Annotated in this window: 11 protein-coding genes; 3 read left to right on the top strand and 8 right to left on the bottom strand. The window is 66.6% G+C overall.

All coding sequences use genetic code 11. From position 1 onward, the window contains the following. Positions 1-29: 29 nt before the first annotated feature. The 5 genes from ACVWYO_RS12665 to rpiA form a co-directional block, all read right to left on the bottom strand. Complete coding sequence (locus ACVWYO_RS12665) at positions 30-827, bottom strand: Cof-type HAD-IIB family hydrolase (protein ID WP_457351274.1); 798 nt, start codon at positions 825-827, stop codon at positions 30-32. After that, positions 824-1,807, bottom strand: coding sequence for a phosphogluconate dehydrogenase (NAD(+)-dependent, decarboxylating) (gene gnd / locus ACVWYO_RS12660; protein WP_457351272.1), 984 nt, complete (start codon positions 1,805-1,807; stop codon positions 824-826). The genes ACVWYO_RS12665 and gnd overlap by 4 nt, the downstream gene beginning before the upstream one ends. A gap of 93 nt (positions 1,808-1,900) precedes the next feature. Then, entirely contained in the window at positions 1,901-3,025 is a 1,125-nt protein-coding gene (gene tal / locus ACVWYO_RS12655; RefSeq protein WP_457351270.1) for a transaldolase, read from the bottom strand. Between the two features lie 210 nt (positions 3,026-3,235). Continuing rightward, positions 3,236-5,323 (bottom strand): transketolase, encoded by a 2,088-nt coding sequence (tkt, locus tag ACVWYO_RS12650; RefSeq protein ID WP_457351268.1) that lies wholly within the window; start codon positions 5,321-5,323, stop codon positions 3,236-3,238. 81 nt (positions 5,324-5,404) lie between these two features. Beyond that, positions 5,405-6,073 carry a ribose-5-phosphate isomerase RpiA gene (gene rpiA, locus ACVWYO_RS12645; protein WP_457351266.1) on the bottom strand — a complete coding sequence of 223 codons (669 nt, stop codon included), beginning with the start codon at positions 6,071-6,073 and terminating at the stop codon, positions 5,405-5,407. 177 nt (positions 6,074-6,250) lie between these two features. On the opposite strand from rpiA, the gene ACVWYO_RS12640 reads away from it, so the two are divergent. After that, a complete protein-coding gene (locus tag ACVWYO_RS12640) occupies positions 6,251-6,880 on the top strand; it encodes a DedA family protein (RefSeq protein ID WP_322160773.1) in 630 nt (209 codons plus the stop codon). A gap of 89 nt (positions 6,881-6,969) precedes the next feature. After that, on the top strand, positions 6,970-7,626 hold the full coding sequence (gene msrA, locus ACVWYO_RS12635) for a peptide-methionine (S)-S-oxide reductase MsrA (protein ID WP_457351263.1): 657 nt from the start codon (positions 6,970-6,972) through the stop codon (positions 7,624-7,626). A 125-nt stretch (positions 7,627-7,751) separates the two neighbouring features. Here msrA and pdeM read toward each other — a convergent pair whose 3' ends face one another. Beyond that, a complete protein-coding gene (gene pdeM, locus ACVWYO_RS12630; protein ID WP_457351261.1) occupies positions 7,752-8,441 on the bottom strand; it encodes a ligase-associated DNA damage response endonuclease PdeM in 690 nt (229 codons plus the stop codon). A gap of 137 nt (positions 8,442-8,578) precedes the next feature. On the opposite strand from pdeM, the gene ACVWYO_RS12625 reads away from it, so the two are divergent. Further along, positions 8,579-10,513, top strand: coding sequence for a potassium transporter Kup (locus ACVWYO_RS12625; RefSeq protein WP_457351259.1), 1,935 nt, complete (start codon positions 8,579-8,581; stop codon positions 10,511-10,513). A gap of 117 nt (positions 10,514-10,630) precedes the next feature. Here the strand turns inward: ACVWYO_RS12625 and ACVWYO_RS12620 are convergent, their stop codons facing one another. Both ACVWYO_RS12620 and ACVWYO_RS12615 read right to left on the bottom strand, forming a co-directional pair. Beyond that, positions 10,631-11,803, bottom strand: coding sequence for a zinc-dependent alcohol dehydrogenase (locus ACVWYO_RS12620; RefSeq protein WP_457351257.1), 1,173 nt, complete (start codon positions 11,801-11,803; stop codon positions 10,631-10,633). 301 nt (positions 11,804-12,104) lie between these two features. After that, entirely contained in the window at positions 12,105-13,514 is a 1,410-nt protein-coding gene (locus tag ACVWYO_RS12615; protein WP_457351255.1) for a M20/M25/M40 family metallo-hydrolase, read from the bottom strand. Positions 13,515-13,594 lie beyond the last annotated feature (80 nt).

The raw sequence follows: 13,594 nt of genomic DNA, 5'->3' as shown, positions 1-13,594 counted from the left end.
GGTTCGGGCAAGGGTGGCGTACGCTGCGCTCAGCGTCCAGCGAGGATCGCGTCGATCGCCTCGGCGACGCCGTCTTCGTCGTTGCTCGCCACGACATGCGTTGCCTTCGCGCGGACCGCTTCGGGCCCCTGCCCCATCGCGTACGATACCGCGGCGCGCGCGAACATCGGCAGGTCGTTGGCCTGGTCGCCGAGCACGGCGATTTCCTCGAGCGGGACGCCGAGCGTTTTCGACAGCGCGGCGACACCGTCGCCCTTGTTGCCGGCGAGCGCGGTGACATCGAGATAATAGACTTGCGACTGCGCGATCGTCGCGCGGTCGCCATACCCCTTGGCCTGTTCGGCGAGCGCCTTGAGCAGGTCCGCATCGTCGCTGACGAAGGTCAGTTTGTCGACGCGGTCGAACAGATCCGAGAAGTCCTGCCGCACGATCGGCGCCTGGTTCGAGGCGAGCTTTTCGCTGCCGACATGCCCGCCCTGATCGGTGCTGGCATACCATTGATCGTCGGCGAACACCCAGGTGTCGACCGCGGTGCCTTCGACGACCGCGAACACACCCTCGACCACCGCGCGCGGGACATAATGCTGGCTCGTCACCGTGCCGTCGCGGGTGAACACCGTGCCGCCGTTGAACGCCCCCATCGGCGCGTCGATACCGAGTGCCTCGGCGATCGGCATCATCCCCGAGCGCGGCCGCGCGCTGACGATCGTGAACTGCACGCCCGCCTCGCGCAGCCGCGCGACCGCCGCCCTGACGCCGGGCGTGACTTGCTTCTGCTTGTCGACCAGCGTGCCGTCGACGTCGGAGACGACGAGCTTGACGCTCATTGCGGCATCTCGACATGCCCGCCGAAGCCGAAGCGCATCGCCGAGAGCAGCTTGTCGCCGAAGGTGTGATCGACGCGGCTGCGATAGCGCGCGAACAGCGCCGCGGTCAGCACGTTGGCGGGCACCTTCTCCTCCATCGCGGCGTCGATCGTCCACTGGCCCTCGCCCGAATCAGCGACGCTGCCGGTGAACTGTTCGAGGTTCTGGTCCTTGGCGAGCCCGATCGCGGTGAGGTCGAGCAACCACGACGAGATCACGCTGCCGCGGCGCCACACTTCGGCGATGTCGGTCAGGTTGAGATCGAAGCGCTCGTCCTCGGGCAGCTTGTCCGACGCCTTGCCCTTGAGGATATCGAAGCCCTCGGCATAGGCCTGCATCAGGCCATATTCGATGCCGTTGTGCACCATCTTGACGAAGTGCCCGGCGCCCGCCGGCCCCGCATGGATATAGCCCTGCTCGGCGCGCGGATCCTCATTCTCCTCGATCCGACCGGGCGTGCGCGGGATCGTGCCGATGCCGGGGGCGAGCGCCGAGAGGATCGGGTCGATCGTGTCGACGGCTTCCTTCGTGCCGCCGACCATCATGCAATAGCCGCGCTCGAGCCCCCACACGCCGCCCGACGTGCCGACATCGACGTACATCGTGCCCTGCTCGGTCAGCGCCTTGGCGCGGCGGATGTCGTCCTTGTAGAAGCTGTTGCCGCCATCGATGATGATGTCGCCCTTGGTGTCGAAGCCGCCGATCGTCGCGATCGTCTGTTCGGTCGGGTCGCCGGCGGGGAGCATCACCCAGTAGATGCCGGGCGAGTCGAGCTTGTCGCGCATGTCCTCGAGCGAGGTGGCGCCGATCGCGCCATCGGCGACGAGCCCTTCGACGGCCGGGGCGTTGCGGTCGAACACCACCGTCTCGTGGCCCGCACGCATCAGACGCCGCGCGATATTGCCGCCCATGCGGCCTAGGCCGATGATCCCGATCTTCATGGCTAAACTCCGCCGTATGGTTGGAAAAATTTGGGTCTGGGTTACGCCCCTCACCCCGTTCGCCGCTGGCGAACGGGGGGTGCGATTACACGCTCAGGCGTGCGCGGGGTGCTTCGCGGCGATCGCGCCGAGCAGATCGTCGAACGCCTTGGAGAAGGACGCGACGCCCTCCTCGACCAGCGTGTCGGTGACGCCGTCGAGGTCGAGCCCGAGCCGCTCGGCCTCCGAGATCACGTGGCGCGCACCTGCCACGTCCTGGTTCAGCGTGGCCGTCGCGGTGCCGCGCTCGCGGAACGCGTCGAGCGTCTTGGGGGGAACGGTGTTGACGGTGTCCTTGCCGATCAGCGTGTCGAGATACAGCGTGTCGGGATAGTCGGGGTTCTTCGTCCCGGTCGACGCCCAGAGCAGCCGCTGGACCTGCGCGCCCTTGGCGGCGAGCGCCTGCCAGCGGGCCGAAGCGATGAACTCTTCATACCAGGCATAGGCCAGCTTGGCATTGGCGATCGCGACCTTGCCCTTGAGCGGCTTTGCCTCATCGGCACCGGCGCCCCCCTCTTTCACCAAGGCGTCGATCTTGTCGTCGATCTTCGAATCGATCCGGCTGACGAAGAAGCTCGCGACGCTGGCGATCTTATCGATCGGCTCGCCGCGCGCGGCGCGCTTCTCGAGGCCTTCGACATAGGCTTCGGCGACCGCCTGATACGCGCTCTGCGAGAAAAGCAGGGTCACGTTGACGTTGATCCCGGCATCGATCGTCGCGGCGATCGCGGGGACGCCGGCGGGGGTGCCGGGGATCTTGATCATCAGGTTCGGGCGGTTGACCGCCTTCCACAATTTCTGCGCCTCGGCGATCGTGCCGTCGGTATCGTTGGCGAGATAGGGCGAGACTTCGAGGCTGACATAGCCGTCCTTGGCGTCGAGCCGATCGTAAACCGGGCGGAGCGTGTCGGCGGCGGCCTGGATGTCGAGGATCGCGAGATGCTCGTAGCGGTCGATCGTCGGTGCTTCGGGGTTGGTCTTGTCGTAGGCGGCGAGCTCTTCGTCATAGGCATGGCCGTGGCCCATCGCCTTTTCGAAGATCGACGGGTTCGACGTGACGCCGGTCAGCGCATCCTCGTCGACCATCTTCTGCAGGCCGCCCTCGGCGAGGAACTTGCGGTCGACAAAGTCGAGCCAGACGGCCTGACCCAATGCTGCGAGATCGTTCAAACGGCCCATCAGTGCTTCTCCGTATATCTGTGTCGTACGCCCTTGTAGCCCTGCATTTGGGCACGGCGGTTACGCGAACAACCCCGTGGGGGCGATTAGTGTTCAATCCCCACCCGTCATCCCCGCGAAGCGGGGATCCCGCTGTCTTGCCCCACGCTGGGGAGAAGAATCGGGACCCTCGCTTTCGCGAGGGTGACAGGTGGGTAATCCCGCTGCGTCTTACTTGGCCGCGTTGACCATCTCGGTCGCGAGCGTGACGGCATGGTCGACGGTGAAGCCGAACTTGTCCTGCAGCTTGGCGATCGGGGCCGAGGCGCCGAAGGTCGACATGGTGATCGTCTTGCCGCGCGTGCCGACATAACGATCCCAGCCGATTTCGCTGCCCATCTCGATCGCGAGCCGCGCGGTGACGGCCTTCGGCAGCACCGATTCCTTATACGCCTCGTCCTGGCTCTCGTAGCGATGCCAGCTCGGCAGCGAGACGACGCGCGACGCGACGCCCTGCGCGACGAGCTTGTCGTGCGTCTCGAGCGCGAGCGACACTTCCGAGCCGGTCGCGATCAGGATGACCTGCGGGTTCTCGCTATCCGCGAGGACATAGCCGCCCTTCATCAGCCCCTCGGCGCTCGCATATTTCGAACGGTCGATCGTCGGCAGCGCCTGGCGCGACAGGATCAATGCGGTCGGGTGGTTGCCCGACTGCATCGCCGCCTTCCATGCCCATGCGGTCTCATTGGCGTCGGCCGGGCGGATCGTGTCGAGGCCGGGGATCGCGCGGAGCGAGATGACCTGCTCGACCGGCTGGTGCGTCGGGCCGTCTTCGCCGACGCCGATCGAATCGTGCGTGAAGACGTAGGTCGCGCCCAGTTCCATCAGCGCGCCGAGCCGGATCGGCGGGCGCATGTAATCCGAAAAGACCAGGAAGGTCGCCGAATAGGAGCGCAGATAGGACAGCGCCATGCCGTTGACGACCGCGCCCATGCCATGCTCACGCACGCCGAAGTGCAGGTTGCGCGCACCATAGCTGTCCGCCTGGAACGAACCGCCATTGTCGATCAGCGTCTTGGTCGAGGGCGCGAGATCGGCCGAGCCGCCGACCAGCCACGGCACCTTGGCGGCGATCGCGTTCATCACCTTGCCGCCGGCATCGCGCGACGCCATGCCCTTGGGGTCGGCGTCGAAAGTGGGGATGTCGGCGTCCCAGCCCTCGGGGAGCTGGCTGGTGAGCAGCGCGTCGAGTTCCTTCGACAGTTCGGGATACGCATCGGCATAGCGCGCGCGCATCTCGTCCCACGCTTCGCGAAGCGGCGTACCGCGATCGGCGACGGCCTTGTGGAAGCCTTCCTTGACGCCGTCGGGCACCAGGAATTTCGCCTCGGGATCCCAGCCATAGGCCTTCTTGGTGTTGGCGATGTCGTCGAGCGTCATGCCCTCGCCGTGCGCCTTGGCGGTGCCCTGGATCGAGCTGCCATAGCCGATGACGCTCTTCACCACGATGAAGGTCGGCTTGTCGGTGCAACCCTTGAAGCTGTCGAGCGCCGCCGTCATCGCCGCGCAATCGTTGGCATCATCGACGTGGAGAACGTGCCAGCTATAGGCTTCGAAGCGCTTGCCGACGTCCTCGTCGAACGCGAGATCGGTGCCGCCCTCGATCGAGACGTGGTTCGAATCGTAGACCCAGCACAGATTCGACAGCTTGAGATGCCCGGCAAGGCTGGCAGCCTCGCTGGCGACGCCCTCCATCATGTCGCCGTCGCCCGAGAAGACGTAGACGTCATGGTCGAACAGCGTGAAACCATCGCGATTGTAGCGCGCGGCGAGCCAGCGCTCGGCGATCGCCATGCCGACCGAATTGCCGCAGCCCGCACCGAGCGGACCGGTCGTCGTCTCGACGCCGGTGGTGTGGCGATATTCGGGATGGCCCGGCGTCTTCGAGCCGAGCTGGCGGAACGCCTTGATGTCGTCGAGGCTGACCGCGGGCGCGCCGGACTTCTTGCCGCCGGCGTCGATCTCCTCGACGCCGGCGAGGTGCAGCAGCGCGTAAAGCAGCATCGAGGCATGGCCGACCGACAGTACGAAACGGTCGCGGTTGGGCCAGTCGGGGGTCGACGGATCGGTGCGCAGGAACTTGGTCCACAGCGTGTGGCCGACCGGCGCGAGCGCCATCGGTGTTCCGATATGGCCGGACTTGGCGGTCGACACCGCATCCATCGACAGCGTGCGGATCGTGTCGATCTGCAGCCGCTCGGGGCTGCCATCCTCGTGGAGCGCGGTTGCGGGGTTCGATGGGGTCTGGGTATCGGCCATGCAGTGGGTCGCCTTTTACTGTGGTCGCTGAACGCTCGCGCGTCGGTCGGGTTGCCCGAAGTTGAAGATAACGCTCGCGCCTTAAGCGCTCACGTCGCCGCGTTCCAGCCGCGTAACGACTCCATCGGTCACGATATAGGCAGCATCGACCTCGGCGAGGAACAATCCGTGCCCGAGCGCGCCCGGAATCGCGTCGATCGCTGCGGCCAGCGCGGCGTGGTCGATATCCGCAGGGAAGCGGCAGTCGAGGATCGGATTGCCCTGGTCGCTGACGAAGCCGGCACGCGGGATGGGCAGGCCGCCAAGCTTGGCAAGTCGCGCGGCCACGAACGCCTGCGCAAAAGGCAGGACCTCGACCGGGATCTTCGCCGCGCCGATCGCGGCAACGCGCTTCGAGCCGTCGGCGATCACGATCATTCGGTCGCTTGCCGCAGCGACCACCTTCTCGCGCAGCATCGCGCCGCCGGCGCCCTTGATGGCGTTGAGCGCGTCGTCGATTTCGTCGGCGCCGTCGATCGTGAGGTCGATCCGGGCGGGCATTCCAATGAGCGTGATACCAGCGTCGCGTGCGCTTGCTTCAGTCGCAAGGCTGGTGGCGACGGCTTCGACTCGCAGTCCGGTCCGGACCTGTTCGCCAAGCGCCGCGATCGCGAAGGCAGCGGTTGAACCCGTGCCCAGGCCGACGATCATGCCGGGGCGGACCTCGGCGACGGCGGCCAGCGCGGCGAGGCGTTTGTCGGAGTCGTTCATGGCGCCACCCCTTAGCCGGTTCGTCCCGAGCTTGTCGAAGGCGCCTCTCGCTTTTCGACGTTTGAGGAAAGCGAAACGCCACCGCCGGGGCCTCCCCTCCCTGGAAGGGAGGGGAGGAACAGCCGCCGCGCACTTTCCCCTAGCCCCCGCCCGCGCCGCACGGCAAAGCCCGCACCCATGATCGAACGAATCCTCGGCATCCTCGCCACATTCACCATCGGCGTCATTTCGAGCGGGGGCTATCTCGGCATCGCGCTGCTGATGGCGATCGAGTCGGCGTGCATTCCGCTGCCGTCCGAGATCATCATGCCGTTCGCCGGCTATCTCGTTTCGACCGGGCGCTTCGACCTGTTCCTCGCCGCAACCGCAGGCGCGATCGGCTGCAATCTTGGGTCGATCGTCGCCTATGAGATCGGCAAACGCGGCGGGCGGCCGCTCGCCGAGCGCTGGGGCCGCTATGTGCTGGTCGGTCCGGGCGAGCTCGACGCCGCCGATCGCTTCTTCGCGCGCTTCGGCAACATGGCGGTGCTGATCGGGCGGCTGCTGCCAGTGATCCGCTCGTTCATCGCCTTCCCGGCGGGCGTTGCGCGGATGCCGCTGGTGCCGTTCCACATCTACACCTTTCTCGGATCGTGGCCGTGGTGCTTCGGGCTTGCCTGGGTCGGCATGAAGCTCGGCGACCAGTGGAACAAGAGCCCGGCGATGAAGGCGGCGTTCCACAGCGCGGATGCGGTGATCGCGGTCGTGCTCGTCGCCGCGGTCGCTTTCTACATCTGGCACCGCGTGCGCGGGTTGAAGCGGCCCTGAGTCGACACGACATCTTTGTCGACCGCCAAAGCGTAACTTTGCGCGTGCATGACGCGAATGGTGTTATGTCTGGTCTCAGAGGTATCCCGATGTTCAAACCCGTCCTGATCACTGCCGGCCTTGCCGGAATCGCGCTCTACGCGCTCGGCGGCGGCACGGCGAAAGCCGAGCGCGCAGTGCCGATCCCCGTTTCCAAGACCGACGTCACCGCCAGCGGACCGCAGACCGCGATCTTCGCGGGCGGCTGCTTCTGGGGAATGGAAGCGGTCTTCGAGCATGTGAAGGGCGTCCGCAAGGTCACCGCGGGCTATGCCGGCGGGACACGCGAGACCGCGACCTACGATCAGGTCTCGACCGAGACGACGCAGCATGCCGAGGCGATCCGCGTGGTCTATGATCCCGCCAAGGTCAGCTATGCGACGCTGCTGCGCATCTATTTTTCGGTCGCGCACGATCCGACGCAGCTCAACCGCCAGACGCCCGACAGCGGCTACAGCTATCGCTCGGCGATCTTCCCGCAGAGCGCGGCGCAGCGCGGCGTGGCGGCGGCGTATATCGCGCAGCTTGGGCAGGCGCATGTCTTCGCCAAGCCGATCGTGACCAAGATCGAGAACGGCAGCTTCTTCCCGGCCGAGGACTATCACCAGCGCTTCTTCGACCGGAACCCCAACCACCCGTATATCGTGACCTTCGACAAGCCGAAGGTTGCCGCGTTCCGGGCGGGGTTCCCGCAGCTGGCGAGCTAACTGTCTTCTTAGCCCCTCCCCTTCAGGGGAGGGGTTGGGGTGGGGAAGTAACAGGCGCTTGCTCTCTGCGAGGCACTTCCCCACCCCCAACCCCTCCCCTGAAGGGGAGGGGCTTTCTTGGCCCGCTAGGCCGCAACCTTGAAGCGCAGCAGTTTGTCCTCGACCGGGATCAGCGCCTCCGCCCCCGGCCCGACGGCGCGGATGATCTCGGGGTGATCGACGTCAAGCCCGCCGGTCAGTGCGCCGAACGCGGGCAGGATCACCTTTGTTGGCGTCGCGACGAAGCAGATCCGCGAGACGTTGCGACCGCGCACGCGCAGCCGGAGCTTGGGATGGAAATGGCCCGACAGTTCGGGCCGCGTCTCGCTGGTGCACGCCTCGTGGCGCAGCACCAGCCCGTCGACCACCGCCTCGTCGAGCACCACGCCGCCACAATGATCGACCAGCCCCGCCTCGGCCCCCGCATCGTGATTGCCCGTGATCCAGGTCCAGCGCGCCGCCGTCGTCATGCTGCGCAGTGTCGCCTGCGCTGCGGCGGGTAAGCGCTCGCAGCCCTTGGGATCGTGAAAACTGTCCCCCAGGCACCAGATCTCGCGCGGCCGGAGCGCCTCGACCACGGCGCTCAGATCGGCGAGCGTCGCGAGCGAATCATACGGCGGCAGCATCTGCCCGCGGCCGGCGAACCAACTCGCTTTCTCGAAGTGCAGGTCGGCCACCAGCAGCGCGCCACGCTCGGGCCAGAACAGGGCGCCGCTGCGCAACGCGAGCAAGGAATGGCCCCCGAAGCTGAGAGGGGCGAACGAAAAGGGAACCATGCCCCAGCCTATGTCGCAATCGATGCAGCCATGCAACGCTGTCCCGCCCAACCATGCCCCGCGCCGGTCAAACCGCTTGCGCAAAGGCGTAACGGGCGTAAAGCGCGCCGTCCTCCTCGGCGAGCCATTACCTGCTTATGACCTCTGCCACTGACAGCAATGCTGCAAAAACCACCCCGCACCCTGCCCTCGTCGCGCTGACGGTCGGCGCGATCGGCGTGGTGTTCGGCGATATCGGTACCAGCCCGCTCTACGCCTTCCGCGAGGCGCTCAATCTGACCGCCAAGGACGGGCTCGACCCGACCGAGATCCTCGGCGTGCTGAGCCTTGCGATCTGGTCGCTGATCCTCGTCGTCACGGTCAAATACGTTATCTTCCTGATGCGCGCCGACAATCAGGGCGAAGGCGGCGTGCTCGCGCTGACCGCTCTCGCCAGGCGTGCGCTCGGCAAGCGTTCGCTGATCGCGCTCGTACTCGGCGCGGCGGGCGCCTCGCTCTTCTATGGCGATGCGATCATCACCCCGGCACTGTCGGTGCTTTCGGCGGTCGAGGGGCTCAAGACGATCCCGGGTCTCGACGGCATGTTCACCGATTCGGTGATCCTCGGCGTGACGATCGTCATCCTCGTCGCGCTCTTCTTCATCCAGAGCCGTGGCACGGCGAGCGTCTCGGCGCTGTTCGGCCCCGTCTGCATCGTCTGGTTCCTTGCGATCGGCGCGCTCGGGCTGTGGCACATCACCGACGAACCCTCGATCCTGCGCGTCATCTCGCCGCATTACGGCGCGATCTTCCTCGCGACGCACGGCGTGACCGGGCTGTTCGTGCTCGGCGCGGTGTTCCTCACCGTCACTGGCGCCGAGGCGCTGACCGCCGATATGGGCCATTTCGGCGTGCTGCCGATCCGCATCGGCTGGTTCGTGCTCGTCTTCCCGTGCCTGATCCTCAACTATCTGGGCCAGGGCGCCTATGCGCTCAACGCGCTCGAGGCTGCGGCTGCCGCGGGCAAGCCGTTCGTCAACCAGGACTGGTTCTTCCTGATGGCGCCCGAGGGGATCCGACCGTGGCTGATCGTGCTCGCGATGATGGCCACCGTCATCGCCAGCCAGGCAGTGATCACCGGGGCGTACTCGCTGACGCAGCAGGCGATCCAGCTCGGACTGCTCCCCCGCCTGCGCATCCGCCAGACCTCGGCGACGCAGGCCGGGCAGATCTACCTCCCCTCGATCAACTGGCTGCTGCTGGTCGGCGTGCTGATGCTGGTGATCCAGTTCCGCACCTCCTCGGCAATGGCCGCGGCGTACGGCATCGCGGTGACGGGCACGATGGTGGTGACGACGCTGCTCGCCTACATCGTCGTGCGGCATCGCTGGAACTGGGGGCGCCCGCTCGCGCTCGCCGTCATCCTGCCGTTCCTGACGCTCGACCTGATCTTTTTCGGCGCGAACATCCTCCGGGTGATCGAGGGCGGCTGGGTGCCGCTGGTCGTCGCCGCGGTGATCGGGCTCGTCATCTACACCTGGAACCGCGGGCGCGGGATCGTCCGCGCTTTCGAGCTGCGCCAGAGCGTCCCGCTCGCCGACCTGGCGGCAGCGCTCGCCAAGCGCCCGCCCGAGCGCGTCGAGGGGACCGCGGTGTTCCTCACCGCCAACCCCGACAGCGCTCCGGGCGCGCTGCTGCACAACCTCAAGCACAACAAGGTGCTCCACGAGAAGAACCTGATCTGCAGCATCCGCACCGCCGACCGCCCCTCGGTCGAGCAGGACGAGCGCGCCGAGATCCGCCCGGTCGATGCCAATTTCACGATCATCGTGCTGACCTATGGATTCATGGAATCGCCCGACGTGCCGCGCGACCTGGGGCTGGAGGCGGTGAGCCACAAGAAGTCGCTCAACCCCGCCAAGACGAGCTATTTCATCGGCCGCAACACGATCAAGCCCGCCGCCGACCAGGGCATGCCGCTGTGGCAGGACCGGATCTTCATGTTCCTGCAGCGCAATGCGAGCGACCCGACCGACTTTTTGCGGATCCCGCCGGGGAAGGTGCTGGAGTTGGGGGAGCAGGTTACGGTTTGATTTTGGCGGAGCCGTGCTCCGGCCATCCCCATCGCGGCGCGATCTGCATCCACCAGACGCCCCCCGCCGGCATAGCCGACGAGGGGCGGTTCTCAGCGCAATGGATCGCAGCGCGCGTTACGGCCGCAACACCACCTTGCTCACCCCATCTTCCTTGTCGCGGAACTTCTTGTACATCTCGGGCGCATCCTCGAGGCTCGCCGGGTGCGTCACGACGAAGCTCGGGTCGATGTCGCCCGCCTCGATCCGCGCGAGCAACGGCGCGGTATAGGCCTGGACGTGGGTCTGGCCGGTCTTGATCGTCAGCCCCTTGTTCATCATCGCGCCGAGCGGCACCTTGTCGCCCATCCCGACATAGACGCCGGGGATCGACACCGTGCCGCCCATCCGGCAGCTCATGATCGCCTCGCGCAGCACGTGGATGCGATCGGTGGCGAGGCCGACCGCCGCCTTGGTCTTGTCGAGCACCGCATCGAAGCTGCCATGGCCCGACGCCTCGGCGCCGACCGCGTCGATGCAGCTGTCGGGGCCGCGGCCCTTGGTGCGGAATTGCAGCTCGTCATAGACGTTCTCGGTCTCGCTGAAATCGATCGTCTCGGCGCCGCCTGCCTGCGCCATCAGCAGCCGCTCGGGGACTTCGTCGATTGCGATGACGCGGCCGGCACCGAGCATCAGCGCCGAGCGGATCGCGAACTGGCCGACCGGGCCGCAGCCCCAGATCGCCACCGTGTCGCCGGGTTCGATCTGCGCATTCTCGGCGGCCATATAGCCGGTCGGGAAGATGTCGGAGAGGAACAGCGCCTGTTCGTCGGTGACGCTGTCGGGCACCTTGATCGGCCCGATATCGGCCATCGGCACGCGCAGATATTCGGCCTGGCCGCCGCAATAGCCGCCCAGCATATGGCTGAAGCCGAACAGGCCGGCGGGCGAATGGCCCATCGCCTTGATCGCCATCTCGGCATTGGGGTTGGTGCGCTCGCACGCCGAGAACAGACCCTTGCGGCAGAAGAAGCAATCGCCGCAGCTGATCGTGAAGGGGACGACGACGCGGTCGCCGATCTTGAGGTTGGTGACTTCCGACCCGAGTGCGACGACTTCGCCCATATTCTCGTGGCCGAGGATGTCGCCGGCCTGCATCGTCGGCTGATAGCCGTCGAGCAGATCGAGGTCCGAGCCGCAGATCGCGCAGGCCGTCACCTTGATGATCGCATCGCGCGGATGCTGGATTTCGGGGTCCTTGACGGTGTCGACGCGGACGTCGCCTTTGCCGTGCCATACCAATGCGCGCATGTTTCGTCTCCGATTGTTCGATGCTTCCGCCGGGGGTGCAGAAGATTGTTCAAGCGGCCCAACGCCTCAGGCGACGAAATGGGGGGCGTAAGCTTTTGTTTTTCAGGCTGATCGGGATCAGGTTCGGGACAAAGCGCGGCCTTCGCGCACTTCTGGGAAGGCGTGGGTCCCCCCCCCCCCTGCGTCACCCCGGCCTTGTGCCGGGGTCCACCGGGACGCGTCCTGCCGACGCAGCACATGCGGCGCGGTGGGCCCCGGCACGAGGCCGGGGTGACGGTTGGAGGGTGCGGCGGATCGGCCGCTAGCCGGCGTAGGCCTTGACCAAATCGAACAGATAATCCCGCCCATCGTACAACGACTTCACGTTGATCCGCTCGTTCAGCCCATGCGCGCGGTTGAAGTCGCCGGTCATGAAGATCCCCGGCACGCCGTAGACCGGGATGCCGATGCCCTCGAAGAAGATGCCGTCGGTCGCGCCGGTCGACATCAAGGGCAGGATCGTCAGGCCGGGGAAGTGCTTGGCGGCAACGGCTTGCGCCGGGCGCATCACCTTGGGGTCGAGCGCGGGCGGCACCGCGACGGGGCGGATCGGCGCGTTGGCGCTGACCTTCACCGCGGCGCCGGCGAGCTGCTGGAGCTTGGCGAGCGTGCCCTCGACGGTCTCGCCCGGGAAGATGCGGCAGTTGATGTTGGCGGTGGCGCGCTGCGGGAGCGCGTTCTCGGCATGGCCGGCGCTGAGCAGCGTCGCGACGCAAGTGGTGCGCAGCGTCGAGTGGAAGGTCTTGTCGGTGCTGACGGTCTTGTCCGCCGCGGAGTCGGCAGGGTTGGCGACGAGCTTGAGCATCGCGTCGCGCATCTCGGGCGGCTGCGCCTGTGCCGCGCCCTTGAAGAAGGCGCGCGTCGTGTCGGTGAATGTGATCGGGAATTCGTAGGCGCGGATCGCCTCGATCGCGTCGGCGAGCTGGTAGATCGCATTGTCGGGGACGGGCTGCGAGCTGTGGCCGCCGGGGTTGGTGGCGATGAGCGTGAAGTTCTGCGCGGCTTTCTCGCCGACCTGCATGAACATCGCGAGGCGCTTGCCGTCGTCGGTCATCTGGCCGCCGCCGCCTTCGTTGAGGCCGAATTCGGCCGCGATCAGGTCGGGCTTGTTCTGCGCGAGCCACTGCGCGCCGTTGAAGGCGAAGGTGGTCTCCTCGCCGCAGGTGAGCGCGAGCTTGATCGTGCGCTTGGGGCGGTAATGCTCGGCCTTGAAGCGGATCAGGCTGTCGGCCCAGATCGCCGCCATCGCCTTGTCGTCGGTGCTGCCGCGGGCGTAATAATAGCCGTCTTCCTCGATCAGCTTGAACGGATCGCGCGTCCAGTCCTCGCGCTTGGCCTCGACCACGTCGAGATGGGCGAGAAGGAGCAACGGCTTGGCCGTGGCATCGCTTCCCTTGAGGATCGCGACGAGGCCGCCTTCCTTGGGATGATCGGGCACGCTGAAATAGGTGAGGTCGGCATCGGCGAAACCCGCCGCCTTGAGCCGCGCGCCGATCTGCGCGGCGGCGATGGTGCAGCTGCCGCTCGACAGCGTGGTGTTGGTCTCGACCAGCTCCTTGTAGAGGCCGAGATAGGCTTTCTGGTCAGGGCGCTCCTGCGCGTTGGCCACGCCGACGAACGCGGTGGTGGCGAGCAGAGCAGTCGCTAGGATCGTGGTGACGCGTGCGAACATGAAGGCCCCCTGTGTTTGACGCGAGGCTAAACGCGGTGGCGGGGGAACGCAACGGGTCTGTCCTTGCTGCCCGAATGGCG

Source organism: Sphingomonas sp. UYP23 (assembly GCF_054059235.1).
This window is presented reverse-complemented; position numbering and strand designations above follow the sequence as displayed.

What these genes read in the sequence shown, in the direction of transcription:
- ACVWYO_RS12665 (WP_457351274.1), bottom strand. Translation starts at nt 827, where the DNA reads ATGAGCGTCAAGCTCGTCGTCTCCGACGTCGACGGCACGCTGGTCGAC.
- gnd (WP_457351272.1), bottom strand. Translation starts at nt 1,807, where the DNA reads ATGAAGATCGGGATCATCGGCCTAGGCCGCATGGGCGGCAATATCGCG.
- tal (WP_457351270.1), bottom strand. Translation starts at nt 3,025, where the DNA reads ATGGGCCGTTTGAACGATCTCGCAGCATTGGGTCAGGCCGTCTGGCTC.
- tkt (WP_457351268.1), bottom strand. Translation starts at nt 5,323, where the DNA reads ATGGCCGATACCCAGACCCCATCGAACCCCGCAACCGCGCTCCACGAG.
- rpiA (WP_457351266.1), bottom strand. Translation starts at nt 6,073, where the DNA reads ATGAACGACTCCGACAAACGCCTCGCCGCGCTGGCCGCCGTCGCCGAG.
- ACVWYO_RS12640 (WP_322160773.1), top strand. Translation starts at nt 6,251, where the DNA reads ATGATCGAACGAATCCTCGGCATCCTCGCCACATTCACCATCGGCGTC.
- msrA (WP_457351263.1), top strand. Translation starts at nt 6,970, where the DNA reads ATGTTCAAACCCGTCCTGATCACTGCCGGCCTTGCCGGAATCGCGCTC.
- pdeM (WP_457351261.1), bottom strand. Translation starts at nt 8,441, where the DNA reads ATGGTTCCCTTTTCGTTCGCCCCTCTCAGCTTCGGGGGCCATTCCTTG.
- ACVWYO_RS12625 (WP_457351259.1), top strand. Translation starts at nt 8,579, where the DNA reads ATGACCTCTGCCACTGACAGCAATGCTGCAAAAACCACCCCGCACCCT.
- ACVWYO_RS12620 (WP_457351257.1), bottom strand. Translation starts at nt 11,803, where the DNA reads ATGCGCGCATTGGTATGGCACGGCAAAGGCGACGTCCGCGTCGACACC.
- ACVWYO_RS12615 (WP_457351255.1), bottom strand. Translation starts at nt 13,514, where the DNA reads ATGTTCGCACGCGTCACCACGATCCTAGCGACTGCTCTGCTCGCCACC.